This window comes from Amycolatopsis sp. NPDC049252 (assembly GCF_043197175.1).
Lineage (GTDB): Bacteria > Actinomycetota > Actinomycetes > Mycobacteriales > Pseudonocardiaceae > Amycolatopsis.
Genome location: NZ_JBICSQ010000058.1, coordinates 1 through 26277, shown reverse-complemented (window position 1 = coordinate 26277; position 26277 = coordinate 1). Strand labels below are relative to the sequence as shown.

Here is a 26277-nt window from a genome sequence, read left to right as displayed (position 1 = left end):
CGTCCGGGCGAACGGCAGCCGTCCAGTTCCCCCGGAGCACCCCAAGGGTTTCCCAAACCGCCTTTACCGCTCGCCGCGGATGGTCCGGCGCAGCTTGGGGACGCGCTCGGCGAGCGGACGTTCCGCGCCGCGCTGGGTCGGCTCGTAGTAGTCCCGGCCGACCAGCTCGTCCGGCGGGTACTGCTGGGCCAGCACGCCTTCCGGCACGTTGTGCGGGTAGCGGTAGCCCTGCGCGTTGCCGAGCTTCTTGGCGCCCGCGTAGTGCCCGTCACGCAGGTGCGGCGGCACGCTGCCGGCCAGCCCGGCGCGGACGTCGGCCAGCGCGGCGTCGATGCCGGTGACGACCGCGTTCGACTTCGGCGCCGTGGCCAGGTGGATGGTCGCCTGCGCGAGCGCCAGCCGGCCCTCGGGCATGCCGATGAACTGGACGGCGTGCGAGGCCGCGACCGCCGCCTGCAGCGCCGTCGGGTCGGCCATGCCGATGTCCTCGCTGGCGTGCACGACCAACCGCCGGGCCAGGAAGCGCGGGTCCTCCCCCGCCTCGATCATCCGGGCCAGGTAGTGCAGCGCGGCGTCGACGTCGGACCCGCGGATCGACTTGATGAACGCGCTGATGATGTCGTAGTGCTGGTCGCCGTCGCGGTCGTAGCGCACCGCGGCCTTGTCCACAGTGGACTCGACGATCGGCAGGTCGATCGTCTTCGCCTCGGTGGCCGACGCCGCGTCCGCCGCCGCCTCCAGCGCGGTCAGCGCGCGGCGCGCGTCACCCCCGGCGAGCCGGACGAGGTGGGCGCGCGCGTCGTCGGTCAGGGTCAGCTCGCCGCCGAGACCGCGTTCGTCGGTCAGGGCGCGCTCGATCAGCCGCGTGATGTCCTCGTCGGTCAGCGGGCGCAGCTGCAGCACCAATGAGCGCGACAGCAGCGGGGAGACGACGGAGAACGACGGGTTCTCGGTGGTCGCCGCGACCAGCAGCACCGTGCGGTCCTCGACCGCGCCGAGCAGGGCGTCCTGCTGGGTCTTGGAGAAGCGGTGCACCTCGTCGATGAACAGCACCGTGTTCTCGGTGTTGTACTGCCGGCGCCGCCGGGCCTCCTCGATGACCCCGCGCACCTCCTTGACCCCGGCCGAGAGCGCCGACATCGCGACGAACCGGCGCCCGGTGGCGATCGAGACCAGGTTGGCCAGCGTCGTCTTGCCGGTGCCGGGCGGGCCGTAGAGCAGCACGGACGCCGGAGCCGCGCCTTCCACCAGCCGCCGCAGCGGGGCGCCCTCGCGGAGCAGGTGCTGCTGGCCGACGACCTCGTCGAGCGAGCGCGGCCGCATCCGGACGGCCAGCGGGGAGCTCGCCGGATCCGCCTGCCGCTCGTCGGCGTTCGACGTCGTCCGCTCGGGCGGCGGCGCCACGTCGGCGTTCACGGTGAAGAGCTCGTCTTGTGCCACACGGATGACGTTAACCGACGGCACCGACAGAACCCTTGCCGTGGTCCGCGGGGCCGCGCTACCGTCGTGATGACTGGTTGACCGAAAGTGCGAATCCGGTCACCAGGTCAGATTCTCGGCGAAAGAGCGGGCATGAGCCATCCCAACCGCGAGCGCGGCGACCGCATCCTGGACGCGGCGGGCGAGCTCCTGCTGCGCATGGGCTACCGCAAGGTGGCGATCGACGACATCGCGCGCGCGGTCGGCATCGGCAAGGGCACCGTCTACCTGCACTGGCGCAACAAGGAGCTGCTGTTCCAGGCGCTGATGATGCGCGAGTCGGCCGACACGACCGGCGAGATCCTGGCCGCGATCAAGGCCGACCCGGCGATGATCCTGCCGCACCGGATGATCTCGGCCTCGTTCCTCGTCACCCACCGCCGTCCGTTGCTGATGGCGATGCTGCGCGGCAACGCCGAGATGTTCGGCTCGCTGGGCGACCTCGCCCTGCGCAAGCAGCAGGACGAGCTGCGCACGCAGTTCGAGGCCACGATGCTCCGGCACGGGCTCGTCCGCACGGACGTCCCGAACCTCACCTACGCGCTCAACGCCTCGACGCTCGGCTTCTACGTCGGCAACACGCTTTCCGACGAGTTCGGGGACATCCCGCCGGAGGAGAAGGCGGAAGTCCTCGCCTACCTGATCCGCACCGCCTTCGAGCCGCCCGGGGACCCGGACCCCCGCGCGGTCGCCGAGGTGGCGGCGGAACTGAGTGCGGCGCTCGAGGAGCTCGTCTCGAGCTACCGGCAGGGGATCTACGCACACGATCCCACCAGGGCCCCCGGCTGATCCCGGGGCCACACAGGGAAAAGGGGCGGACATGACCACCACACTCGCCGACACCTGGGGACTGCACGAATCCCAGTTCTGGCTGCGGGGCAAGCAACCCGCGGAGCGCGTGCAGCACGCGGCCGACCTCGGGTTCTGGAACGTCTACGGGCACCCGGAAGCCGAGGAGATCCTCCGCGACCCGGGGACCTACTCCTCCGACACCACGCGGCTGGTGCCGAAGGAGATGACGGAGGGCCAGGACATCGACCTCGAGGCGATGTCGGCGGGCAACCTGCTGCAGCTGGACCCGCCGCTGCACAACAAGATGCGCAAGCTCGTCAGCCGCGCGTTCACGCCGAAGGTCGTCGCGGACCTCGAGCCGCGCATCGCCGCGGTGACGAACGAGCTGCTCGACGCGGCGGGCGGCGACGGCCGGCTCGAGCTCGTCGAGGACCTGGCCTACCCGTTGCCGGTGATCGTGATCGCGGAGCTGCTGGGGGTCCCCGCGAGCGACCGGTACCTGTTCAAGGGCTGGGTGGACAAGCTGTTCAGCTCGTCCGAGCAGTTCTCGCTGAAGGAGCAGAGCGAGGCGCGGCAGGAGTCGGTCAAGACGTCCCTGGAAGGTCAGAAGGCGCTGATCGAGTACCTCGGCGGGCACGTCGACGAGCGACGCAAGCAGCCGCGGGAGGACCTGCTGACCAAGCTCGTCGAGGCGGAGCTCGACGGCGAGAAGCTGACGCGCAACGAGGTCGTCAACTTCGCGAACGTGCTGCTGCTGGCCGGGCACATCACCACCACGATGCTGCTGGGCAACGCCGTGCTGTGCCTGGACACGCACCCGGAGTGGGACGAGCGGGCGCGCGCCGACCGGTCACTGGTGCCGCCGGTGATCGAGGAGTCGCTGCGGTACCTCTCGCCGTTCGCGGCCGTGGCCCGCACGACGAACCGCGAGGTCGAGCTGGGCGGCGCCACGATCCCCGCCGACCAGATGCTGATGCTGTGGGTGGCGGCGGCCAACCGGGACGAGCGCGTGTTCACCGACCCGGACACGTTCGACCCGTCGCGCGAGGAGAACCCGCACCTGGCCTTCGGCCGCGGCATCCACTTCTGCATCGGGGCCCCGCTCGCGCGCCTCGAAGGCCGGGTGGCGCTGAACATCCTGTTCGACCGCTACCCCGCGCTGCGCACGATTCCCGGTGAGGCACCGAAGTTCCAGGTGAACCCGAACATGACGGGGGTCCGGGAACTGCCGCTCACCACGGGCTGAACCGGGCGTGCCGTGTTCGCACTTCGGGTGTTCAGCGCGTCCGTTCGCGGAACGAGTGCCACATGATCACCGCGGCGTAGGGCAGGAACTCGCGGCCGCGGCGCCACAGCCACGGAATCCCCTTCAGCACCAGCCATCCCACGTGTCCCGTGGTGCTCGGCTCGACCCCGCCGCCGCAGGTGAGGCTCACCGGCTCCGGCACGTCGAACCCGGCGCCGGCGAGCAGCCCGGTGAAGCCGGCGGCCAGCATCCGGTGCCCCAGCTCGGACGGGTGCAGGCGGTCGACGCTCCACGACGTCAGGTCGTAGGCGCCGGGCAGCCGGTCGAGGTCCAGGCAGGGCACGCCTTCGCGGGCGACGACCTCGTCGATGGCCGCGTTCAGCTCGGCGACGCGGGTGCTGAGCGCGCGTTTGAGGGCCGGCGGGAGGCGGAACACCTTGCTGTGGTCGTGGAACCGGACCGGGATGACGGTGGTGCCGGCCTCGCCGAGCCGCCGGACGACCTCGGTGAGGTCGGCGGCGATGGCCGCCGCGTCGAAGTCGGGCCGGAGGGTGTCGTTCATGCCGGCGACCAGCAGCGCCACGTCCGGCCGGTGCGCCACGGCGGCGGGCAGCTGCTTGCTGAGCACGCAGCGCATCCGCGCGCCGGTGAACGACGGGTTGAGGTAGCCGTCGGCGCCGACACCGAGCGCGGCGGCGGCCAGCGGCCCGACGCCGCGCCAGCCGCCACGCCTCGGCAGCGGATCACCGAGCCCGACGGCGGTCGAATCGCCGAGCACGACGAGCCGGCGCGCCTGGCGGAGCGCCGGGACCGCCGCGAGCGCGGGCCGGGAGGGTTCGGGGAAGGGAGTGACTTCGAGGCTGGTCACGGTCACGCCCCCGACCATCGGGCACGGAAGCTCACCTGCGGTGAGGACGAGGTAACGCGTCCGCGACACCGCGCCTAACTTTTGACGCTCAGCTCACAGATGCCCGAAAAGTCCCGTTCCCCCAGTGGGTTCCCCGGCGGGTTCCTGCGGCATCGCCCGCACAAAAGCAGCCCCCGCCCTCTCCGGGGGACCGGCCCCGCTTCCAGCGTATCGGGTGCCTCCGACAAACGGCCGGAAAAGCGGCTGCGGGCGCCCGGTTGTCCACATCACGACCAGGCTGTGGACAAGCCGCACGGATGCCCCGGTTCCCCCTTCGACGATGGCGGGTTTGGGACGCTGGACGTCCCGGAACCGCCACCACCGGAGCCGGAGGGGCCGCCGATGCGCCCCAATGTGGCGGGGGGGGGGGGGGGGGGGCCCCCCCCCCCCCCCGGGGGGGGGGGGGGGGGGCCCCCCCCCCCCCCCGCCACATTGGGGCGCTTGAGAGCCGGGGTCAGCGGAAGGCCGGGTAGAACGCCAGGTCCGCGTGCGGCCCCAGCCGTGCCGCCAGCGCCGCCGCCACCTTGGACGAGAACTCCGAGACCGCCGTCATCCGGACGTAGCCCGCGTGCTTGGCCAGGTCGCGCCACCACGTGACCAGGGCCGACTCGCGGCTCACCGGGGGTGCGTGGTGGGACAGGTCCAGCGCGCCGAGCTCCTCGCCCGTGATCAGCCAGACCCGCAGCAGCTCGCTGGTCGTCAGGTGCCCGGCCAGGGCCTCGTCGTCGGCGAAGGCGGGCCACACGCCCGCCACCTCCGCGCGCCAGGCCGCGATCATCGCCTCGCTCATGCCCGCCGGCAGGGCGAGCGCGTCCGGCCAGCTCGCGAACGGCAGGCGCAGGTTGGCGGCGTCGACCAGGGCGGAGCGGACGCGGCCGTACTCGAAGTCGAGGAACCGGACGCCCTCGCCGGTGACCAGGTTGTTGTCGGGGCTGAGCTCCACCGGGCTGAACGCGCGGAAGGCCGAGGACCGGGACTGCTCGACCGCGTGCGCGACCTCCTCACGCACCGCGTCGGGCACCGGGATGCCGAGACGCTCCTGGATCAGGCCCGGCACGCGCGCGCAGAGTTCGTCGACGACGCCGTGGTCGCTCTTCCCCGGGCCACCGAGGCGGCGCAGCAGGGCGTTGAAGTCGGCCTCGCGCCCGGCGGTGCTCGCGTGCAGCCGGCCCAGCGACCGGGCCCAGGACAGCAGCGCGCGTTCGGCCGCGCGGGAGTCGCGCGCGTAGAGCTTGTCCTCCAGCGTCGCCGTGCGGCCGAGGTCCTCCAGCACGAGCACCCGGTCGCGGCCGTCGTGGGCCAGCAGCTCCGGGCACATCCGCTCGTCGGCGGACAGCGCCGTGAACAGCTGGTAGCTGACGGCCTCCTGGGCGAAGGGGTCCGCGGCGCCCGGCTCCGGCACATCGGGGTAGTGCTTGATCACCAGCGTCCGTGGCAGCGCGAAGGACGACGACACCACTCGCGCGCGGACGACCGTGGCCGGTCCGCTGCCCGCGAGGTCCTCGGGCGAAACCAGCGTGATCGGACTGCCGAACCGGCGCGAGAGAACGGACTCGCCCGCCGCGACCGCCGCGGCGAGGTGCTCGGCTCCGGCCCCGACCTCAGCATCTCCGGCGGACGAGGTGTCGACTGTCATTGGCACCGACCCTACTCGTGACTGAGCAACCATGACTACTGACATCCGGACAACAAGAGGCATCCCGCCCGGATCCGGGTCACCCGGGTGAAAGCGGGCGCAGCCCCTCCGGGGAACGGTGCCCATTCCGGCGCACGATCAACACAACTGCCGCTGCTGCAACGATTCCGAGAAGGTTCACCAGCAGCTGGCCGATCGACTGGAGACACCTGCTCCACTCCCCCGCCACGGCCGCGACGACCGCGTATCCCGCGGCCGGCACCGTGGTCACCGAGATGAACACCCCCACGAGCGCGGCCGACTTCGCCGACGTCATGGCGAGCATCCCGGCCGCGCCGGCGAGCATCGCCACGACCAGCGACGGTACGCCCACCGAGAACACGAAGTCGACCTCGTTGTGCTGCTTCAACTCGAACGCCTGCGTGCCGAACACGTCCGTCACCCGGACCAGCAGCGCGCCACCGAGGGTGACGACCATCGCCAGCGGAAAGCCGACGCCCAGCGCCACGCCCGCCTGCCGGACCAGGTCCCAGCGCCGCAGCACCACCCCGACCGCCAGCGCCGCGAGCGGCCCGAACTCGGGGCCGACGACCATCGCGCCGACGATCGTCACCGCCGAGTCGGTCAGCACGCCGACCGAGGCGAGCAGGCACGCGATGGTGAGGAACGCCAGGAACGTCACGTTGAGCCGCGACTCGTCGCCGGTGCGCGAGAGCAGCTCCTGCCACACGACGGCGTCGGCGCCCTCCCCCGGCGCCTTTTCCTCGGCCTCGTCGGCGGCGTCGGACAGCGCGGTGTCGAGCGCCTCCAGGGTGATCCCGCCGGTGCGGTCGAGTTCGAGCACGCACAGCGCGTCGACGATCTCGTCCGCGGCCTCCCGCGCGATGTCGGCCTCGACCAGGTCGCCCTCGGGCGACACGGCGACCCCGCGGTGCACGACCAGGTGCGCCGTGCCGGCGTGGTCCCGCAGGATGTCGAGCGCCTGGGCGGTCTTCTCCTGCGGGCACACGGCCCTCAGGTGCAGCACTAGCTCTGCGGGGCGGGGGCGGCCGGCTTCGCGTCGATGCCCGCCTCCTTGCGCTGCTGCGCGGTGATCGGCGCGGGCGCCGCGGTCAGCGGGTCGTACCCGCCGCCGGTCTTCGGGAACGCGATCACGTCACGCAGCGAGTCGGCCTTGGCCAGCAGCATGACGATGCGGTCCCAGCCGAACGCGATGCCGCCGTGCGGCGGCGGGCCGAAGGCGAAGGCGTCGAGCAGGAAGCCGAACTTCTCCTGCGCCTCCTCCTCGCCGAGACCCATCAGCGCGAAGACGCGCTTCTGCACGTCGCCGCGGTGGATACGGATCGAGCCACCGCCGATCTCGTTGCCGTTGCAGACGATGTCGTAGGCGTAGGCCAGGGCGTTGCCCGGGTCCTGCTCGAACTTGTCGATCCACTCCGGGGTCGGCGAGGTGAAGGCGTGGTGCACCGCGGTCCACTTGCCGGAGCCGACGGCGACGTCGTCGCCGATATCCTCGACCGGCGCGAAGAGCGGCGCGTCGACGACCCACACGAACGACCAGGCGTCCTCGTCGATCAGGCCGAGGCGCTTGCCGATCTCGTCGCGCGCGGCGCCCAGCAGCGGCTGCGTGCTCGCGGCCTTGCCGGCGGCGAAGAAGATGCAGTCGCCCGGCTTGGCGCCCGCCGCGGCGGCGACGTTCTCGCGCTCGGTCTCGGACAGGTTCTTCGCGACCGGGCCGCCGAGCGTGCCGTCCTCGTTGACGAGGATGTACGCGAGGCCGCGCGCGCCGCGCTGCTTCGCCCACTCCTGCCACGCGTCGAGCTGGCGGCGCGGCTGGTCGGCGCCGCCGGCCATCACGACCGAGCCGACGTACGGGGCCTGGAACACGCGGAACGGCGTGTCGGCGAAGAACTCCGTCATGTCGGTGATCTCGAGGTCGAAGCGCAGGTCCGGCTTGTCCGAGCCGTACCTGGCCATCGCGTCGTGGTAGGTGATGCGCGGGATCGGCCGCGGGATCTCGTGCCCGATCAGCTTCCACAGCGCGGAGACGATCTGCTCGCCGATGGCGATGACGTCGTCCTGCTCGACGAAGCTCATCTCGATGTCGAGCTGGGTGAACTCCGGCTGGCGGTCGGCGCGGAAGTCCTCGTCCCGGTAGCAGCGCGCGATCTGGTAGTACCGCTCCATGCCGCCGACCATGAGCAGCTGCTTGAACAGCTGCGGCGACTGCGGCAGGGCGTACCAGGAGCCGGGCTTGAGCCGGGCCGGGACCAGGAAGTCGCGGGCGCCTTCCGGGGTGGAGCGGGTCATCGTCGGGGTCTCGATCTCGACGAAGTCCTGGTTGTGCAGCACCTCGCGGGCGGCGCGGCTGACCTCGCTGCGCAGGCGCATGGCCGCGGCCGGGCCGCTGCGGCGCAGGTCGAGGTAGCGGTGCTTGAGGCGGATCTCCTCGCCGACGTCGACCCGGTCGTCGATCGGGAACGGCAGCGGCGCGGCCTCGGACAGCACCTCGAGCTCGGTCGCGAGGACCTCGATCTCGCCGGTCGGGATCTCGGCGTTCGCGTTGCCCTCGGGGCGCTTCGCGACCTCGCCGACGATCTTGACGCAGAACTCCGAGCGCAGCGCGTGGGCGCGCTCGGCCATCTCACCCTCGCGGAAGACGACCTGGGCGACGCCGCTCGCGTCGCGGAGGTCGATGAAGATGACGCCGCCGTGATCTCGCCGCCGGGCCACCCATCCGGTGAGGGTGACGGTCTGTCCGGCCTGCTCGGCACGCAGGGTGCCGGCGTTGTGAGTGCGGAGCACTGCGACTGCTCTCCTTCGACATGGGCGGTTCTCGCTGCCCGGAAAGGCTAACGAACTGCCCAGCGTACGACGTCGGCAGGCTTGGCTTGCTCCGCGGGTACCGGCCTCAGAGCACGAACTTCGGGCGGGCCTCCAGCGCGGCCACCAGCCGGTGGGCCTGGGCGAGGTAGGCGGCGACCTGGTAGATGCGGCCGCCGGGGTGCGAGACCAGCCAGTTCGCGGCCGCCGATGCGGACGCGAAGAACGGCTGCCCGGCGCAGGCGACGGCGTCGACCCGGTCGAGCCCGAAGCCGAGGTCGACCGCGGCGACGACCGCCGACGGCGGGTCGGCCTGCAGGATGCCCCACGAGGTGAGCTCGATGCGGATGCGCGTGCCGGTGACCGGGCAGGTCGCGACGGCGTGCACCCGCTCGTTGGTCGCGATGGCCAGCAGGAACATGTCGACCGAGCCGTCCGGGCCTGCCCCGAGGGTGCCTTCGGCCGGTTCGAGCCGGTGGTGGGCCCCGCGCGGCGCCGGGCCGGTCGAAACGAGGTCGCGGTGCAGGGTGAACCCGATCAGTTCGACGAGCCGCCGCGCTTCGGCCGGGGTGACGCCGACGGTCGCGGCCAGCCGGTCGACCCCCACCGGGTGGCGCCCGGCCCGGGTCAGCTTCAGCGCGGCCCAGGCGAGCCGGGCGGCCGCGACACGGTCGGTATGCGAGGTCGTCAACGTCCGGCTCCTTTCGGTTCGATCCCTTCGACGTTAGGCGCCGGTGAGGGGAACGGACAACGACACGATCGGACATTTTCCCGGAAGCCACCGACACGGCCCACGCAAGCGCCCCCGGGTTACGGCGAACGGTGCAGCGGAGCCGGGTCCGGGGTGACGGCCTCACTCACACGGCCGCCCGGTGGGCGGATCACGTACCGGAACCGTGGTCCATAAAGGACGGTCAAAGCGCCGGGGGCGGGCCCGCGTCCCGGCGCCGTCAGCGTAGCCGGAATCGCCCGCGGCCGGGTCATCTTTCCACGGAACGGGCACGATATTGGTTGGCTGCCGTCGATTCCGCGACACCGGCCCGCCGACCGTCACAGCAACCGGAGCTGCCCACCGTCGGCGGGTGTCCGGGCGAAGCGGGCACCGGGCACCGCCATGAGGGGCACCCTCATGGCGGTTAAGACCATGAAAGTGCCCCTTACGGCAGCGACGTCGGCGAGCCGCCGCCTCCCACGGCGGGGTCGTCGAGTGTGTCCGCGCACCGCAGGCGGAGCCGCTCCGAGACGTCGCCGAACCGATCGGACATCCACCCGAAGACCGTCACAACAACCGGAGCTGCTCCACGGCCGGTGGCTCGCCGGGCGGAGCGGGCGGCGGTGGCGGTGGCGGCTCCGGCCCGCGCGGGTCGTAGCCCGTCTTCGGGGCCAGGCCGTGGCGGCGCAGCAGCGGCGCGACCCGCTCCCCCAGCCGCTCGCGGTAGGCCTTCCGGACGTAGCTGCCCTTCGCATACAGCTCCCGGTAGCGCGGCACCAGCGCCGGGTACGTCCCCGCCAGCCAGCGGCCGAACCATTCGCGGGCGCCCGGGCGCAGGTGCAGCGGGATCACCGTGACGCTCGACGCGCCCACCTCGGCCAGGCGCCCGAACAGCGCGTCGAGGGCCTCGGCGGAGTCGGTCAGCCACGGCAGCACCGGCGCCACCAGCACCGAGCACGGCAGCCCGGCCTCGCGGGCCTTGCGGACCAGCTCCAGCCGCGCCTGCGGGCTCGGCGTGCCCGGCTCGAGGCGGTGCTGCAGCTCGCGGTCGAGCAGCGCGATCGACACCGCCAGGCTCACCGGGACGTCCCGGGCGACGTCCTGCAGCAGCGGCAGGTCCCGGGACAGCACGGTGCCCTTCGTGAGGATCGACAACGGCGTGCCCGAGCGGGCGAGCGCGGTGATGATGCCCGGCATCAGCCGGTAGCGGCCCTCCGCGCGCTGGTACGGGTCGGTGTTCGTGCCCATCGCGACGTGCTCGCGCCGCCACGACGGCCGTTTCAGCTGCGCCGCCAGCACCTGCGGGGCGTTGATCTTGACGACCACCTGGGTGTCGAAGTCGCGGCCGGCGTCGAAGTCGAGGTAGGTGTGGGTGTTCCGGGCGAAGCAGTTGTGCGACACCATGCCGTCGGCGATGAAGTCGCCGGTGCCGGTGGTGATGTCGAACAGCGGGAGCTGCAGCCCCAGCGGCTCGATCGCCTCGACGAGCCGCCTGCTGGCGCCGATCACCGAGCCGTCCAGCGACCGTTTCCAGCCGACCGCCGGGTTGCTCAGGTGCAGGAACCGGAGCACCTCGGCCGCGCCGCCCAGCAGCCGGACCTCCTGGCGCGTCGGGAACTTCGGCACCTCGTCGAGCTGGTGGGCGAAGCCGAACGCGGTGAGCGCCGCGGCGAAGGCGTCGGCGATCTCCGGCTCGTCGTGCGCGACCGACAGCATGCCGCGGCCGTGGCTGCCGGCGAGGTCGAAGACGCCGGCCAGGAACCCGCGCCGCCAGTGCGCGTCCGGGGCGGCCGGCACCTTCAGGAACCCGACCGAGGCCCCGAAGTCCGGCAGGTACTCCACCGCCCGCGCGGCCGCGTCCGGTTCCGCGGCGAACCCGCCGGACCGCAGCATCCCGCACAGGTAGCCGGCGCGGTAGCCGAGGGTCTCGTCCGGCGTCGGCGCGAACCGGCCGACGCCGATCAGCTCGGTTCCCGGTGTCAGGTGCGGGCGCTGCGCGGCGCCGAGCTTGCTGCCGGTGACGTGCTTCCAGCCCTTCGAGGTGAGGAACCGGTGGTCGCCGCTCGCGACGAGCCGGGTGCCGTCTTCGAGGGTGACGCGGTAGGCGTCGCGCAGGGTCGTCCAGTGCGCGAGCACCCTGGTCGGCACCAGCCGCCGGGCCGCGCCGTGGCCGCGGGTGCCGTAGATCTCGTCGCCGGCCTTCAGCTCGGACAGCGCCCGCGTCCGCCCGTCGGCGAGCAGGATCCGGGTGCCGCCGTCGAGGCAGTAGGTGCAGGCGTGGGAGCACCCGCGGTAGGGGTTCACCGTCCAGCTGAACGGCACTCCGGAGCCCGCGGGCACCTTGTTCAGCACCGAGCGGGCGTTCACCTCGTGAAAGGTGACGCCGTCGAATTCCGGTGAGCGCACGGAGCGCACCAGGCCCTCCAGCCCGGGCAGTGCCGGCTCACCCTCCCCTGCTCGCTGCCGATCCCATCGCACGAGCGTCAGTCGAACATATGTTCTAGTCGAGTGTCAAACGCGTTCGCCCGGAGCGGAGTGGACGCGCGTCAGGCGGTGAAGCGGTCCAGCGCGCGGATCTTGTTGTGCGCGTCCAGCGCCGCGACCTTGTAGGCTTCCGAAAGCGTCGGGTAGTTGAACACCGCGTCCACCAGGTAGTCGACCGTGCCGCCGCAGCCCATCACCGCCTGTCCGATGTGGACGAGGTCGGTCGCGCCCGTGCCGAAGACGTGCACGCCCAGCAGCTTTCGGTCCTTTGTGGACACCAGGAGCTTCAGCATGCCGTAGCTGTCACCGGTGATCTGGCCGCGCGCGAGCTCGCGGTAGCGCGCGATGCCCACCTCGTACGGCACCGAAGACGACGTCAGCTGCGCCTCGGTCGAGCCGACGTAGGAGATCTCCGGGATCGTGTAGATGCCGATCGGCTGCAGCGCGCCGAGGCCGTTCGCCGGTTCGCCGAACGCGTGGTAGGCCGCGAGCCGGCCCTGGTCCATCGACGTCGCCGCCAGCGCCGGGAAGCCGATCACGTCGCCGACCGCGTAGATGTGCGGGACCTCGGTGCGGTAGTACTCGTCGACGACGAGCCGGCCGCGCTCGTCCGCGGCCAGCCCGGCCGCGTCCAGCGCGAGCGCGCCGGTCATGCCCTGGCGGCCGGCGGAGTACATCACGCCGTCGGCAGGGATGCGCTTGCCGCTGACCAGCGTCGTGATCGTCGCGTCTTCGGACACCGCGACGTCGGCGACCTTCTCGCCGAAGCGGAACGTGACGCCGAGGTCGCGCAGCTGGAACTTCAGGGACTCGACGATCTCCGGGTCGCAGAAGTCGAGCATCTGGTCACGCTGCTCGACCACGGTGACGCGCGAGCCGAGCGCGGCGAACATCGACGCGTACTCGATGCCGATCACGCCGGCGCCGACCACGACGAGCGACGACGGGATCTGCTCCAGCCGCAGGATCTCGTCGGAGTCCAGGACGCGGGCGGCGTCGAAGTCGACGTGCCCGGGCCGCGCGGGCCGGGTGCCCGTGGCGATCACCACGTAGTCCCCGGTCAGCGTCCGGCGGTCGCCGGCGTGCTTGCCGTCCACGATGACCGTGTGCGGGTCGGCGAACGAGCCGGTGCCGGCGATCAGGTCGACGTGGTTGCGCATCAGCTGCGCCCGCACCACCTGGACCTCGCGCCCGACCACGTGCTGGGTGCGCGCCAGCAGGTCGGCGATGGTGATGTCCTGCTTGACCCGGTAGCTGGCGCCGTACAGCTCGCGCTGGTTCATACCGGTCAGGTAGAGGACCGCTTCGCGCAGCGTCTTGGAGGGGATCGTGCCGGTGTTGACGCACACCCCGCCGACCATGTCGTGCCGGTCGACGACCGCCACCTTCTTGCCCAGTTTCGCCGCCGCGATGGCGGCCTTCTGCCCACCCGGGCCCGAACCGATGACGATGAGGTCGTACTCGTGCTCGCTCACGGTGTCGAGCCTGCGCACCCGGAGCCCGCCGCGCAACCCCCTGCCGGTGAAGATCCGCGCGCGAGGACGTCTTCCACGAGATCCCGGGGGACGCCGACGCAGGGACCCACGACCCGCGACGCCGGGCTCGCCGGCGCCTCGGTGCCGCGCGGCGTCGAAGGTTACGCCGGCGGCGTCGTCGATCCACCCGACGCGGATCCTCTCGCTGTCGGAGGACACGCCGATGGTCGAGGTGGTCCGGCACGCCGGCCGCCCGGGCTGCCCCGGCGTCAGCGCGGCGCCAGGGCGCGGACCTGCTCGAACGGATCACCGCCCGTCGGGAGCAGGGCGATGATCGGCGTGGTCAGGCCGTTGTCCACGTAGGACCGGACCTGCTCGCGGCACGAGTCGAGGCTGCCGTGGACCACCAGCTCGTCCACCACCGAGTCGGGGATGACCTGGTTGGCCTTCTGCCGGTCGCCCGCGGCCCACGCCTCGTGCATCGGCGCGAGGGCCTCGCCGCGGCCGAGCCACTCGTGGAACGCCGCGTACACCGGGACCGTCAGGTAGCTCGAGATCAGCATCCGGCCCAGGCCGCGGGCCGCGGCGGCGTCCTCGGTGGGGCAGACGAAGATCCGGGCCGCCAGCTCGACGTCGGGGCCCACGACAGAGCGCACCTTCGGCACGTCGGAAGCGGCCAGCCAGTTCGTGATGGCGCCGTCGGCCTCGCGGGCGGCCAGCCGCAGCATGCCGGGGCGCAGCGCGGCCAGCATGATCGACGGCGGCGGGTCGGCCGGGCGCTCCAGGCGGAACTTGCTGACGGAGAACGTGTCGTACTTCTCGCTGACCTTCTCGCCGGTCAGCGCCGAACGCAGGAAGCGCAGCGTGTCGCGAGAACGCTTGAACGGCTCTTCGAACGGGGCCGCGTTCCAGTTCGAGACGATCACCGGGGACGACGCGCCGATGCCGAGCACGAACCGGCCCGGCGCCAGCTCCGCCACGGTCGCCGCCTGCATCGCCAGCAGGCCGGGGCCGCGCGTGTAGACCGGCACGATCGCCGTGCCGAGCCGCAGCTGCGGCGCCCACTGCGACGCGAGCACGAGCGGCGTGAACGCGTCCGTGCCGGCGGTCTCGGCCGTCCACGCGTCGGTGTAGCCCAGGTCGGGCAGCTGCTCGACCAGCTCGCGGTGCGCCGTCAGCGGCACGCCCGTCAACGGAATCGTGATGCCCCAGCGGCTCATGCGGTCTCCTTCTCCACGGCGGAAAGCTCACGCAGGATCCAGTCGACCTGGGTGCGCATCAGGTTCTCCGCGACCTCTTCGGCCTGCGGTGTCATGTGGGTGGCCCCCGCCAGCGGCAGGAACACGTGGGGGCGGCCCTTCGCCAGCAGCGCCGACGAAAGCCGCAGCGAGTGGGCGACGAACACGTTGTCGTCGGCCAGCCCGTGCACGATCAGCAGCGCGCGGCTCAGCTCCCCGGCGCTCTCGATCAGCGAGTTGTGCGCGTAGCTCTCCGGATCGTCCTGCGGTTTCCCGAGGTAGCGCTCGGTGTAGTGCGTGTCGTAGAGCGACCAGTCGGTGACCGGCGCGCCCGCGACCGCGGCGTGGAAGACGTCCGGGCGGCGCAGCACGGCCAGCGCGGACAGGTACCCGCCGTAGGACCAGCCGCGGATCGCGACGCGCTCGACGTCCAGCTCCGGGAACCGCGCGGCGGCCGCCTGCAGGGCGTCGACCTGGTCCTGCAGGGTGACGTCGGCGAGGCGGCCGTGCACCTCCCGCTCCCAGAGCGCACCGCGGCCGGGCGTGCCGCGGCCGTCGGCGACGAGCACCGCGAACCCCTGGTCGGCGAGCCACTGCGAGGTCAGGAACGCGTTGCGGCTCTGCAGCACGCGCTGGGCGTGCGGGCCGCCGTACGGGTCGAGCAGCACCGGCAGCTTGCCCTCACTCGGCTCGTACCCGCGCGGCAGCAGCAGCGCCGCGCGCAGGCCGCGCTCCCCCAGCGTCAGCCAGGTCAGGTTCGGCACGATGTCGGGATCGACGGTCTCCGAAGCGATCGACGCGACCTCCGAGCCGTCGCGCAGCACCGAGACGCGCGGGCCGCTGTGCTCCAGGCTCCACGACGACAGCACCGTGACACCCGCGTTGCCCGCACCGTGGTGCACACCGTCCACAGTGGACAGACGGCGCACCGAACCGGTTTCCGTGCGGTAGACGTGGATCTGCGTCGAGTCCGCGTCCGACGCGCTGAAGAGCAGCTCGTCACCGACGTCGAGCACGCCGCGCAGCTGCAGCCCGGCCGGGGTGACCGCCTCGTCGCCGACGTAGAGCCGGTGGTCGCCGTCGACCATGCGCTCGGTGACCAGGCGCCCGTCCGGCGTCCACGCGGGGACACCGCCGACGATGTCGATCCAGTGCTGGTCGGTCGCGGTGTGCACGACCGACGTCGAGCCGTCGGTGACGTCGAGGGCGAGCACGTCCAGCCGCGTCTGGTCGCGCGGCTCCACGGCCAGCAGCGGCGCGCCGCCCGCCGACCAGTGCACCGAGGCGAGGTACTCCCACTCGCCGGGCGCGACGTCGACGCGCGAGCCGTCGAGACCCAGGATCGCCAGGCTGACCAGCGCGTTCGTGGTGCCGGCGGCCGGGTAGGCGACGACGTTGGCCGGGTTCTGCGGGTTGGCCGGGTCGGCGATGGTCCAGCGCGGCACCGGGCCACGGTCGGCGCGCTCGGCCAGCAGGCTCGCGCCGTCGGGGGCCCACCAGTAGCCGCGGGTGCGGTCCATCTCCTCGGCGGCGATGAACTCGGCCTGCCCCCAGGTGACGTCCTCGTCCTCCTCGCCGGCCAGCACCCGGTCCTCGCCGGTGGCCAGCTCCAGCACGTGCAGCTGCCGGTTCTGCGCATACGCGACGTGCGTGCCGGCCGGGTTCGGGCGCGGGTCGACGACCGCGCCGTCGACCCGCAGCGTCACCTCGCCGGACGCGAGATCCAGGGTGTAGAGCTTGCCCGAGAGCGAGAACGCCGCGACCGTGAAGCCCGCGTCGACGCCGTAGTGCACGACCCCGCCGCCGGTCTCGCGGGCCCGTTCGCGCCGCGCCCGCTCCTCGGCGGGCAGCTCCTCCTCGCCGGGCAGCAGCTCGGCGGCGTCGACGAGCTTCGTCTCGGCGCCGCTCGCGAGGTCGGCCGACCAGAGGCTGTGCCGCGGGTCGGTGCCCGACTCCGCGCGCAGGAACAGCACACGCGAACCGTCCGGGGCGACCCGGAACGCCTTCGGCGCGCCGAGGGTGAAGCGCTGGGTACGGGCCTGTTTGCGGAGGAACGGGAGATCGTCGACGTCGGTCACGCCCGCACTCTTTCAGACGCTCACGCCGGTACGCCAACACCCTTCAGCTTCGCCAGCTCGGCGGCGACGTCGAAGCCCGGTTCGGGGAACTTCGGGTCCAGCTCGGTGAGCGTCTCGATGAGCAGCTCGGCGACCGCCCAGTTGCGGTACCACTTGTGGTCGGCCGGCACGACGTGCCACGGCGCGTGGTCCGTCGACGTCTTCTTGAAGATGTCGGCGTAGGCCTCCTGGTAGGCCGGCCAGTGCGACCGCGCCTCGAGGTCGCCGGGGTTGTACTTCCAGTGCTTCTCGGGCGTCTCCAGCCGGGCCTTCAGGCGTTTGAGCTGTTCCTCGGGCGAGATGTGCAGGAACACCTTGACCACGGTCGTGCCGCCTTCGGCCAGCTCCTGCTCGAACGCGTTGATCTCGCCGTACCGGCGCCGCCGTTCGGCCGCGCTGAGCAGGCCGGACACCCGCGGCACGAGGATGTCCTCGTAGTGCGAGCGGTCGAACACGCCGATCTGGCCGGCCACCGGCAGCTGCTTCCGGATCCGCCAGAGGTAGTGGTGGCGGCGCTCGGCCGGGGTGGGCGCCTTGAACCCCGCGTAGTGCACGCCCATCGGGTTGACCAGGCCGAGCACGTGCGAGACGGTGCCGCCCTTGCCCGAGGTGTCCATGCCCTGCAGCACCAGCAGGACGCTGCGGCGCCCGCCGCCGACCCCCTCGGCGTAGAGCGCCTCCTGCAGCGCGGCCAGCCGCTGCCCCGCGTCGTCGAGCTTCGCGAGGGCCTTCGGCTTCTTGCCGGGCCCGACCGGCGCCGAGCCCGGGTCCGGCAGCTCCCCGGTGATCCGCAGCGCGTCCCGGACCCGGCTTCCCTCGTCCTTCTTCTTGGCCATCCCGAGACGATAACCAGTCAGGCGGCGGCTTTCTCGGCGAAGAGCTTCAGCAGGCCGCCGTGTCCGCCGTCGGACGAGACGCCGTCACGGACCTTCGCCGCGGTCTCGCCGTGCCGCTCGAACGCGCGGTGCTCCAGCTCGACGCGGGTGCTGCGCGGCCCTTCCGCGAAGAAGCGGACGTCGATCTCGCTGGCGTGGGCCGGGTCCGGGTCGGCCTTCCAGTCGCCGTCGATCCGCCACGACAGAACCACTCGGGCGGGTGGCTCCCAGACGAGGACCTCGCCCCAGTCGCACTCGGAGCCGTCGGTCAGCCGCTCGTACCAGCGCCCGCCCGCCTTCGGCTCGAGGACGGCTTCGGCGAGGCCGGCCTCGCCCAGGTGGTGCTCGCGCGGCCACCAGCTGTCGAAGGCCTCGGTGTAGGTCCTGAACGCGTGCTCGCGCGAGCACGCGACGGTGATCGTCTTGCGGATCGGCTCGAGGGTCATGACTGCTCCTCTTCGGTGGATTCCGCCAGGTCGGCGAAGGACTTCAGCGCGTCGGACCACATGCGGTCGAGGTAGGCGCGCACCGCGGCGATGCCGTCGGGCTCGAGGCGGTAGAGCCGCTTCGTGCCCGCCGCCCGGTCGGCGACCAGGCCGGCCTCCTTGAGCACCTTGAGGTGCTGGGAGACGGCCGGGCGGCTGATCGGCAGGTCCGCGGCCAGCTCCCCGACCGCGCGCGGCCCGGCGCGGAGCGCTTCGACGATCGCGCGCCGCGACGGGTCGGCCAGCGCGGCCAGCTGGTCGCTTCCGTAAGTCGCCACGAACCGTAAGTTACGGCTTACCGACACCCGCGTCAACCGCCGCGCAGCGTTTCGGGGGTCGACGCTCGATACTGCGCAACGAACAACGGGTGAAAGCAATGATTCCCGGCTGAAGTCTGCGTGTACTGCCTCTAACCTGAACGTATGACGACGTTCGCCGGCCGGGAGACCGCCGCCCCCTCCGCCGCGAGCTTCATCGAGCTCGACGAGCAATGGAGCACGCACAACTACCACCCGCTGCCCGTCGTGATCGCCGAAGCCTCCGGGGCCACGGTGACCGACGTCGAAGGGCAGTCCTACCTGGACTTCCTCTCCGGCTACTCGGCCCTGAACTTCGGCCACCGCCACCCGGACCTGATCGAGGCCGCGATCGCGCAGCTCGGCCGCGTCACGCTCACGTCGCGGGCGTTCCACCACGACCAGCTGGGCCTGTTCTGCCGCGAGCTGGCCGAGCTGACCGGCACCGAGATGGTGCTGCCGATGAACTCGGGCGCCGAGGCCGTCGAGTCCGCCGTCAAGCTGGCCCGCAAGTGGGCGCACCAGGTCAAGGGCGTGCCGGACGGCACCGCCGAGATCATCGTGGCCGGCTCGAACTTCCACGGCCGGACCACCACGATCGTGTCGTTCTCCACCGACGAGACCGCGCGCGCCGGCTTCGGCCCGTTCACCCCGGGCTTCGTCACGGTGAAGTACGGCGACGCCGCCGCGCTGCGCGACGCGATCACCCCGCGCACGGCCGCCGTGCTGCTCGAGCCGGTCCAGGGCGAGGCCGGCGTCATCGTGCCGCCGGAGGGCTACTTCGCCGACGTCCGCGCGGCCTGCGACGAGAACGACGTCCTGCTGATCGCCGACGAGATCCAGTCGGGCCTGGCCCGCACCGGCACCGTGCTGGCGCTGGACCACGAGGGCGTCCGCGCCGACGTCTACACGCTGGGCAAGGCCCTCGGCGGCGGCATCCTGCCGGTGTCGGCGGTCGTCGGCAGCCGCGCCGTGCTGGGCGTGCTGAAGCCGGGCGAGCACGGCTCGACGTTCGGCGGCAATCCGGTCGCGTGCGCGGTCGGACGCGCCGTCGTCAAGCTGCTGCGGACCGGCGAGTTCCAGCAGCGCTCCACCGAGCTGGGCGCCCACCTGCACTCGCGGCTGACCGACCTGGTCGGGAACGGGCTGTCCGAGGTCCGCGGCCGCGGCCTGTGGGCGGGCATCGACATCGCCCCCGGCGGCCCGTCGGGGCGCGAAGCCTCGGAGGCGCTGGCCGCCAGTGGCGTGCTGTGCAAGGAGACGCACGAGCGCACCCTGCGCGTCGCGCCGCCGCTGGTGATCACCCGCGAGGAGCTGGACCGCGGCATCGACGCGATCGCCGCGGTGATCCGCCCCTGAACCACCGGACGCCGCCGGGTGAGCCTCCCGCCCCGGCGGCGTCCGGGACGACCCCGCTCGAATAGCCGTGAATGGCCCATTGAGGGACTCTAAAGTCTCTCAATGGGCCATTCACGGCTTTCGGGAGCTAACCGGGCGGATCGGGCGTTGGGCGGGTATGGGATCAGGGGAATGGGTCGAGCGGCCGCTGGTCGGCGCGGCCAGCGTCACACCGGCCGAGCTGTACGAACAGGGGAAGCGGCTCCGGGAGAAAACGCCGGTCACCGCGCACGACCACGACGCCGCCGGGACGGATCGGCCGAGTCCGAAACAGTATTTCGAAGCCAGCGGTGAGGGACGGCTGCCCGAGCTGGCGGAGCTGCGCCGGGAGCGCATGCTCGCCTCGCCGTTCACGTTCTTCCGCGGCGCCGCCGGGCTGATGGGCGCCGACCTCGCCGGCACGCCCGATTCCGGGCTCACCGCGCAGCTCTGCGGCGACGCGCACGCGGCGAACTTCGGGCTCTACGGCACGCCCGAGGGCCGGATCGTGATGGACATCAACGACTTCGACGAGACCGTGCCCGGTCCGTGGGAGTGGGACCTCAAGCGGCTCGCGGCCAGCCTGGTTCTGGCCGGGCGGGAGGGCGGCATCGGCGAGTCGGGCTGCCGGGAAGCCGCCGAGGACGCGGCGAAGTCGTACCGGCGGACCATCCGCGCGCTGGCCGAACTGCCGTTCCTGCGCTCGTGGAACGCACTGCCGGACTCGTCGGTGCTGTCGAAGGCCCGCGCCGGCGAGCTGATCGACGACTTCGCCGACGCCGCCGAGAAGGCCCGCAAGAACGACAGCGCGAAGGTCGTCGCGAAGTGGACCGAGCACGTCGACGACCACGAAACCGGCCTGGCGCGGCACCGGTTCGTCGAGGACCCGCCGGTGCTGACGCACGTCGACGAGGCGACCGCCGAGGCCGTCGCCGCCGGACTGGTGTCCTATGTGGACACCCTGCGCGCGTCGCGGCGCACGCTGATCTCGCGCTACCGGCTCGCCGACGTCGCCTTCCGCGTGGTCGGCACCGGCAGCGTCGGGCTGCGCAGCTACGTCGCGCTACTGCACGGCAACGACGACGAAGACCTGGTGCTGCAGGTGAAACAGGCCCAGGCACCCGCGCTCGCGCCGTACCTCGGCCTGCCCGCGGCGGAACACGAAGGCCGCCGCATCGTCGACGGCGCCCGGCTCGTGCAGGCCGAGACCGACATCCTGCTCGGCTGGACCACGATCGACGGCGTCCCGTTCATCGTCCGCCAGTTCCGGAACCTCAAGGGCGACATCGACCCGGCGGAGCTGGAGAAGGACCACCTCGACGACTACGGCAGGCTCGCCGGCGCGCTGCTGGCCCGCGCCCACACGCGGTCGCTGCACCCGCAGCTGCTGTCCGGCTACTTCGCCGACGACTCGGAGCTGGACGAGGCGATCGGCGCGTACGCCGTGCGGTACGCCGACCGGACGGAAGCCGACCACGCCGCCTTCTCGGGGACCTGACCGGACCGGGCCGCCGGCGGCGACGCGGCAGCGCCGAAGTCATCGAACCCGCCGGTCAGGGCTACCCTCGCACGGGTGAGGACGATGTGGGTGCTCGCCGCGGTGTGCGGCCTGCTGGCCCTGCTGCTGGGGCTCCCGTTCGCCGGCGACACGACGCCCGGCGCGGTCGACTCGGCCGCCGCGGCCGCCGTCGCGCGGCTGGGGCCGGGCGCGGCGCGGGTCCTGGTGCTGCCGACCGAGCCGTACGTCGTGTTCGCGCTGGGCGTGACCGCCGTCTTCCTGTGCCTGCGCGCCGGGCGGCGGGTCGAGGCCGTGCTCGCGCTGGCCGGGCCGCTGCTGGCGATCCTGCTCAACACCTGGCTGCTCAAGCCGGTGTACGACCGGTGGAAGAACGACACGCTGGTCTACCCGAGCGGGCACACGGTCGGCCTGGTCTCGGTGCTGACCGTGCTGGTGCTTGTCACGCGCCGGGCCTGGGTCGCCGTGCTGAGCGCGCTGGCGCTGCTGGCGGCCGCGGCCGGGCTGGTGGGGATGGGCTACCACTACCTCACGGACGTCGTCGGCGGGACGCTGTTCGCGGTCGCCGTCGTGCTCGTCACGTGGTCTGTGCCGCGTCGCGTGCCAGCGCCGTCAACCGGCTGACCGCGCGCAGGTACTTCTTCCGGTAGCCGCCCTCGATCATCTCCTCGGTGAACAGCGACGGCAGCGGGTCACCCGAGACGACGACCGGGATCGCGCGGTCGTAGAGCCGGTCGGCCAGGGCGACCAGCCGCAGCGCGACGTTCTGGTCCGGCGCCGGGTGGACGCCGCGCAGGTGCACGCGGGTGACGCCGTCCAGCAGCCGGCCGTACCGCGACGGGTGCAGCTCGCCCAGGTGCGCGCACAACGCGTCGAAGTCGTCCACAGTGGACCCTTCGTGTGCCGCGACGGACGCTTCCAGCTCGTCGGCCGAAACCGGCGGCGGCGCGTCCGGCAGCCCGCGGTGCCGGTAGTCGGGGCCGTCGACGCGCACCACACCGAACCGGGCCGACAGCGTCTGGATCTCGCGCAGGAAGTCCTCGGCGGCGAAGCGCCCTTCACCGAGTTTCTCGGGCAGCGTGTTCGACGTCGCCGTGACGTACACCCCGGCGTCCATCAGCTCCTGCAGCAGCCGGGTGACCAGGGTGGTGTCGCCCGGGTCGTCCAGCTCGAACTCGTCGATGGCCAGGATCCGGTGCTCCGACAGGCGCCGCACGGCCTCGGCGAAGCCCAGCGCGCCGACCAGGTGGGTCAGCTCGACGAACGTGCCGTACGCCTTCGGGGACGGCGCCGCGTGCCACGTCGAGGCCAGCAGGTGGGTCTTGCCGACGCCGAACCCGCCGTCGAGGTAGAGCCCCATCGGGCCGGCCGGCTCGGCCGAGCCGGCCCCGAAGAGCCGGAACTTCTTCTTCTCGCGACGGGCACCGACGCGCTCGGCGAACGCGGCGCACGCGTCGACCGCGGCGGCCTGGCTGGGCTCGTCCGGGTTCGGGAGGTACGTGTCGAACCGCACGGCGTCGAAACGCGGCGGCGGCACCAGCGCCGTGATCAGCTCGTCGGCGCCGATCTCGGGACGGCGGTCGGTCAGGTGCGCGGGCATGGTCGCAGAGCCTATCCGCCGCCCCGGCGGCCCCAGATCACCGGTGAGTAGCCGTATCCCCCGGTGGAGAACGGGTTTCGGGCCATGTTGGGATGACCGGGTGCGGAGTGTGTGGCCACCATCACCGGGCGAGCTGACCGGAACCGACCTGGAGGCGATCTACGCCTACCCGGAGGCGCTGGACCGACCCTGGGTGCAGGTCAACTTCGTCTCCTCCGCCGACGGCGCCGTCGAGGTCGACACGACGTCCGCGGGCCTCTCGCACGCCGCCGACCGGCAGGTCTTCCTGCTGGGCCGGGACCTCTGCGACGTGATCCTCGTCGGCGCCGGCACCGCCCGCGCCGAGAACTACCGCGGGGTCCGCGCGGGCGCGAAGCGGCTGGAGCGCCGCCACCGTCTCGGCTTCACCACCGTCCCGCCGATCGCCGTCGTGACGCGCACCGCGGACCTCGACCCCCACTCTCCGCTGTTCACCGACACGATCGTGCCCCCGATCGTGGTCACCACGACCGGCGCCGACACCGGGCACCTCGAGGCCGTCGAAGGCGTCGAGGTGCTGCGCGCCGGGGACGGCGACGTCGACGTCACGCGCGCGCTGGAGCTGCTGGCCGGGCGCGGCCTGTACCGCGTCGACTGCGAAGGCGGCCCGCGCCTGTTCGCCGAGCTGATCGCCGCCGACCTCGTCGACCAGCTGTGCCTGACCGTCGCGCCGCTGCTCGTGGCGGGCGGCGCCGGGCGCATCGCCGCGGGCCCGGCGCCCGCCGTGCCACGCCGGATGGAGCTCGCCTCCGTGCTCGTCGAGGACGGCTTCACGCTCCTGCGCTACCGCCGGGGCGCCGGATGAGCGACGACGTCACGCTGGTCGAACGCGCCGCCGAAGGCGACGAAGCCGCGTTCGGCGCGCTCGTGCGGCGGCACACCCCGCGGATGTACCGGGTGGCGCTGCGGATCACCGGCAGCGCCGCCGAAGCCGAGGACGTCGTCCAGGAGGCGTGGCTCGCCGCCTGGCGCTCGCTGGGCGGCTTCCGGCACGAGTCGGCCGTGTCGACCTGGCTCTACCGCGTCGTCACCAACGGCGCGCTGGCGATCCTGCGCCGCCGGAAGCCGACGATCTCGCTGGACGCGCCCGAACCCGCCGGGAAGTCCACTCTGGACAGTGCGCTGCTGGCCGCGGCCCACCCCGGACCCGAAGGGCGCGTCGTGCGCGCCGAGGAGGTCGACGCGGTGCTGCGCGCGATCGGCAGGCTCGAGCCGTCCCAGCGGGTGCCGCTGGTGCTGCGCGAGCTGGAGGGTCTGAGCTACGAAGAGGTCGCGGAAGTACTCGACGTGAACGTCGGCGCCTTGCGCTCCCGCCTGCACCGGGCCAGGGTGGCGCTGCTCGCCGAGCTGAGGGAGCGGTGATGGCGCCGGAAACCGACCCGGAGCAGGACCCCCGCTGGGACGCGGTGCGCGCGGCCGCCCGGCGCCGCGTGCCGACCCCGCCCGGCCTGGTCGAACGCGTGCTGCGCGCGGTGGCGCGCGGCCGCCGGACGGCGCTCGACGTGCCCGGCGAAGCGGGCAGCCTGCGGGTGACCGAGCAGGTCGTCGTCCGGCTGGCCGCCACGATCGCCGCGGCCCGCGCGCCCGACGGTGTCCGGATCTCGGCCGTGGCGGTCGAGGAGGACGTCGTCCAGGTGCTGGTGTCGGTCCGCTTCGGCGTCGCGGCCGACGAAGCCGCGGAGACGCTGCGGCGGGAGATCACCGCCGAGCTGTCCCGCCAGCTCGGCGTCACGACGGCGGTGAACGTGCACGTCGTCGACGTCCACCCCGGCTGACCGTTCCCCCGAACGGGTGACCTTGCGTGAGAGCCCCGTGGACGCGGGCATCGTAGGGACGACAAGACCGCTCGAGAGGAGCTTCCAGGCATGCATCCGGAACGGACCGAAAGCCCCGGCACGGTGACCCCGCTCAACGAGGAGGGCGCCGCCGGCCGCACCACGATCTCGTCGCTGGTGGTGCAGAAGGTCGCCGGCATGGCCACCCGCGAGGTCACCGGGGTGTACGCACTGGGCGGCGGCATGTCGCGGGCGTTCAGCGCCCTGCGCGAGCGCATCCCCGGCTCCGGCACGGTCACCACGTCCGGCGTGTCGGTGGAGGTCGGCGAGAAGCAGACCGCGATCGACCTCGACGTCGTCGTCGAGTACGGCGCGCGCATCGCCGACGTCGCCCGCGCGGTGCGGCGCAACGTGATCACCGCCGTCGAGCAGATCACCGGGCTCGAGGTGATCGAGGTCAACATCGCCGTCAACGACATCCACCTGCCGGGCGAGGACGTGCCCGAGCTCCCGTCACGGGTGGAGTGACCGGGCACCGGCGGGACGACCCGGAGGCCCGCGCGGCCTTCCGGGAGTTCGTGCGCACCCACCACCCCGACGTCGGCGGCGACCCGGCCGAGTTCGCCGAGGGACTGGCGCGGTTCCGGGCCGGTCAGTCCGAAGTGGACGATCCCAGGTTCGACGCGCCGATCCGCTTCGTGGTGAACCGCCGCGGGGTCGCCGCCGTGCTCGCGCGGCTCCGCCGGCGACGACGCCCGCCCCGCGTGCAGTGACTCCCCGCAATCAACCGCTCCCCGTCCGTCCTAGGAGGACAACGTGAACGCAACGCAGACCGGGCTGCTGGCCGGGCTCATCCTCGGCCTGGCCGCGACCCAGGGGTTCACCGCGTTCCTGGTGACCCTGGCCGTCGGGATCATCGGCCTGGTGGCCGGCCGGGTCCTCGACGGCGAGCTCGACCTCGGCGAGCTGTTCGGGAAGGGCCGCGACAAGTGAGCAGGCTCCTCGACGTGCCGCGCGAGCTCGCCGAACCGGACGAGCGCGGCACCCTCACCATCGGCCACGCCGTGGTGCGCAAGGTCGCCCAGCACGCCGCCGACCAGGTGCCCGGCACCGCGCGGGCCGGCAAGAAGGGCGCGAACGCGCGGGTCGGCGGGCACGATGACGAGGTGGATCTGGCGCTGGAGCTCGCCCTGCACTACCCGGGCGCGGTGCGCGCGGTCGTCGGCGACGTCCGCGAGCGGGTCGTCGAAGAGGTCGAGCGGATCACGTCGTACCAGGTGCGGTCCCTGGCCGTGACGGTGTCGGCGCTGCTGCCCGATGTCCCGCCGAGGGTGCGGTAGCCGTGCGCCCGCTCGTCCGCCTCCTGTCCACCCTGCTCGGCCTGGCCTTCGCCGCCGCCGGGGCC

At 72.6% G+C, this 26277-nt stretch carries 26 protein-coding genes; 12 read left to right on the top strand and 14 right to left on the bottom strand.

Features of this window, described 5'->3' with window-relative positions; all coding sequences use genetic code 11:
* Positions 1–63 precede the first annotated feature (63 nt).
* Positions 64–1440, bottom strand: coding sequence for a replication-associated recombination protein A (locus tag ACGFMK_RS36225; RefSeq protein ID WP_392773199.1), 1377 nt, complete (start codon positions 1438–1440; stop codon positions 64–66).
* A 132-nt stretch (positions 1441–1572) separates the two neighbouring features.
* Here ACGFMK_RS36225 and ACGFMK_RS36220 point away from each other — a divergent pair, with 132 nt between their 5' ends.
* Together ACGFMK_RS36220 and ACGFMK_RS36215 are read left to right on the top strand one after the other, a co-directional pair.
* Positions 1573–2268: a TetR/AcrR family transcriptional regulator gene (locus tag ACGFMK_RS36220; RefSeq protein WP_392773197.1), complete on the top strand. Its 696-nt coding sequence runs from the start codon at positions 1573–1575 to the stop codon at positions 2266–2268.
* A gap of 31 nt (positions 2269–2299) precedes the next feature.
* Entirely contained in the window at positions 2300–3517 is a 1218-nt protein-coding gene (locus ACGFMK_RS36215) for a cytochrome P450 (protein ID WP_392773194.1), read from the top strand.
* 31 nt (positions 3518–3548) lie between these two features.
* On the opposite strand, the gene ACGFMK_RS36210 is transcribed toward ACGFMK_RS36215, so the two are convergent.
* From ACGFMK_RS36210 to ACGFMK_RS36155, 12 genes are all read right to left on the bottom strand, one after another.
* Entirely contained in the window at positions 3549–4403 is an 855-nt protein-coding gene (locus ACGFMK_RS36210; protein ID WP_392773291.1) for an SGNH/GDSL hydrolase family protein, read from the bottom strand.
* 475 nt (positions 4404–4878) lie between these two features.
* On the bottom strand, positions 4879–6060 hold the full coding sequence (locus ACGFMK_RS36205) for a phosphotransferase (RefSeq protein ID WP_392773192.1): 1182 nt from the start codon (positions 6058–6060) through the stop codon (positions 4879–4881).
* A gap of 79 nt (positions 6061–6139) precedes the next feature.
* Positions 6140–7087 carry a DUF389 domain-containing protein gene (locus ACGFMK_RS36200; RefSeq protein WP_392773189.1) on the bottom strand — a complete coding sequence of 316 codons (948 nt, stop codon included), beginning with the start codon at positions 7085–7087 and terminating at the stop codon, positions 6140–6142.
* On the bottom strand, positions 7087–8865 hold the full coding sequence (gene aspS / locus ACGFMK_RS36195) for an aspartate--tRNA ligase (protein ID WP_392773187.1): 1779 nt from the start codon (positions 8863–8865) through the stop codon (positions 7087–7089). The genes ACGFMK_RS36200 and aspS overlap by 1 nt, the downstream gene beginning before the upstream one ends.
* Positions 8866–8971: 106 nt before the next feature.
* Entirely contained in the window at positions 8972–9574 is a 603-nt protein-coding gene (merB, locus tag ACGFMK_RS36190) for an organomercurial lyase (RefSeq protein WP_392773184.1), read from the bottom strand.
* Positions 9575–10162: 588 nt separating this feature from the next.
* Entirely contained in the window at positions 10163–12073 is a 1911-nt protein-coding gene (locus ACGFMK_RS36185; protein ID WP_392773182.1) for an intein-containing Rv2578c family radical SAM protein, read from the bottom strand.
* A gap of 68 nt (positions 12074–12141) precedes the next feature.
* Entirely contained in the window at positions 12142–13554 is a 1413-nt protein-coding gene (sthA, locus tag ACGFMK_RS36180; RefSeq protein WP_392773180.1) for a Si-specific NAD(P)(+) transhydrogenase, read from the bottom strand.
* 269 nt (positions 13555–13823) lie between these two features.
* Positions 13824–14774, bottom strand: coding sequence for an LLM class F420-dependent oxidoreductase (locus ACGFMK_RS36175; protein ID WP_392773177.1), 951 nt, complete (start codon positions 14772–14774; stop codon positions 13824–13826).
* Complete coding sequence (locus ACGFMK_RS36170) at positions 14771–16870, bottom strand: prolyl oligopeptidase family serine peptidase (protein WP_392773174.1); 2100 nt, start codon at positions 16868–16870, stop codon at positions 14771–14773. Before ACGFMK_RS36170 ends, ACGFMK_RS36175 begins: the two co-directional genes overlap by 4 nt.
* A gap of 20 nt (positions 16871–16890) precedes the next feature.
* On the bottom strand, positions 16891–17745 hold the full coding sequence (locus tag ACGFMK_RS36165; protein ID WP_392773171.1) for a PPK2 family polyphosphate kinase: 855 nt from the start codon (positions 17743–17745) through the stop codon (positions 16891–16893).
* 17 nt (positions 17746–17762) lie between these two features.
* Positions 17763–18230 carry an SRPBCC family protein gene (locus tag ACGFMK_RS36160; protein WP_392773168.1) on the bottom strand — a complete coding sequence of 156 codons (468 nt, stop codon included), beginning with the start codon at positions 18228–18230 and terminating at the stop codon, positions 17763–17765.
* Positions 18227–18547: an ArsR/SmtB family transcription factor gene (locus ACGFMK_RS36155; protein WP_392773165.1), complete on the bottom strand. Its 321-nt coding sequence runs from the start codon at positions 18545–18547 to the stop codon at positions 18227–18229. The genes ACGFMK_RS36160 and ACGFMK_RS36155 overlap by 4 nt, the downstream gene beginning before the upstream one ends.
* 144 nt (positions 18548–18691) lie before the next feature.
* On the opposite strand from ACGFMK_RS36155, the gene rocD reads away from it, so the two are divergent.
* The 3 genes from rocD to ACGFMK_RS36140 all read left to right on the top strand — a co-directional run bounded on the left by rocD (position 18692) and on the right by ACGFMK_RS36140 (position 22082).
* A complete protein-coding gene (rocD, locus tag ACGFMK_RS36150) occupies positions 18692–19924 on the top strand; it encodes an ornithine--oxo-acid transaminase (protein WP_392773162.1) in 1233 nt (410 codons plus the stop codon).
* A 157-nt stretch (positions 19925–20081) separates the two neighbouring features.
* Positions 20082–21440 carry a DUF2252 domain-containing protein gene (locus ACGFMK_RS36145; RefSeq protein WP_392773159.1) on the top strand — a complete coding sequence of 453 codons (1359 nt, stop codon included), beginning with the start codon at positions 20082–20084 and terminating at the stop codon, positions 21438–21440.
* A gap of 90 nt (positions 21441–21530) precedes the next feature.
* Positions 21531–22082, top strand: a complete 552-nt coding sequence (locus tag ACGFMK_RS36140) for a phosphatase PAP2 family protein (RefSeq protein ID WP_392773289.1) — start codon at positions 21531–21533, stop codon at positions 22080–22082.
* On the opposite strand, the gene zapE is transcribed toward ACGFMK_RS36140, so the two are convergent.
* Positions 22036–23058, bottom strand: a complete 1023-nt coding sequence (gene zapE, locus ACGFMK_RS36135) for a cell division protein ZapE (RefSeq protein WP_392773156.1) — start codon at positions 23056–23058, stop codon at positions 22036–22038. The two genes, ACGFMK_RS36140 and zapE, sit on opposite strands and share 47 nt — an antisense overlap.
* 100 nt (positions 23059–23158) lie before the next feature.
* Here zapE and ACGFMK_RS36130 point away from each other — a divergent pair, with 100 nt between their 5' ends.
* The 7 genes from ACGFMK_RS36130 to ACGFMK_RS36100 all read left to right on the top strand — a co-directional run bounded on the left by ACGFMK_RS36130 (position 23159) and on the right by ACGFMK_RS36100 (position 26212).
* Positions 23159–23902 carry a pyrimidine reductase family protein gene (locus ACGFMK_RS36130; RefSeq protein ID WP_392773153.1) on the top strand — a complete coding sequence of 248 codons (744 nt, stop codon included), beginning with the start codon at positions 23159–23161 and terminating at the stop codon, positions 23900–23902.
* Positions 23899–24459: an RNA polymerase sigma factor gene (locus ACGFMK_RS36125; RefSeq protein ID WP_392773150.1), complete on the top strand. Its 561-nt coding sequence runs from the start codon at positions 23899–23901 to the stop codon at positions 24457–24459. Before ACGFMK_RS36130 ends, ACGFMK_RS36125 begins: the two co-directional genes overlap by 4 nt.
* Positions 24459–24872, top strand: coding sequence for an Asp23/Gls24 family envelope stress response protein (locus ACGFMK_RS36120; protein ID WP_392773147.1), 414 nt, complete (start codon positions 24459–24461; stop codon positions 24870–24872). The genes ACGFMK_RS36125 and ACGFMK_RS36120 overlap by 1 nt, the downstream gene beginning before the upstream one ends.
* 90 nt (positions 24873–24962) lie before the next feature.
* A complete protein-coding gene (locus tag ACGFMK_RS36115; RefSeq protein ID WP_392773143.1) occupies positions 24963–25400 on the top strand; it encodes an Asp23/Gls24 family envelope stress response protein in 438 nt (145 codons plus the stop codon).
* Positions 25397–25645 carry a hypothetical protein gene (locus ACGFMK_RS36110; protein WP_392773140.1) on the top strand — a complete coding sequence of 83 codons (249 nt, stop codon included), beginning with the start codon at positions 25397–25399 and terminating at the stop codon, positions 25643–25645. Before ACGFMK_RS36115 ends, ACGFMK_RS36110 begins: the two co-directional genes overlap by 4 nt.
* Before the next feature lie 43 nt (positions 25646–25688).
* Positions 25689–25865 (top strand): hypothetical protein, encoded by a 177-nt coding sequence (locus tag ACGFMK_RS36105; protein ID WP_013224542.1) that lies wholly within the window; start codon positions 25689–25691, stop codon positions 25863–25865.
* Positions 25862–26212: a hypothetical protein gene (locus ACGFMK_RS36100; RefSeq protein WP_392773136.1), complete on the top strand. Its 351-nt coding sequence runs from the start codon at positions 25862–25864 to the stop codon at positions 26210–26212. The genes ACGFMK_RS36105 and ACGFMK_RS36100 overlap by 4 nt, the downstream gene beginning before the upstream one ends.
* Positions 26213–26277: the final 65 nt, after the last annotated feature.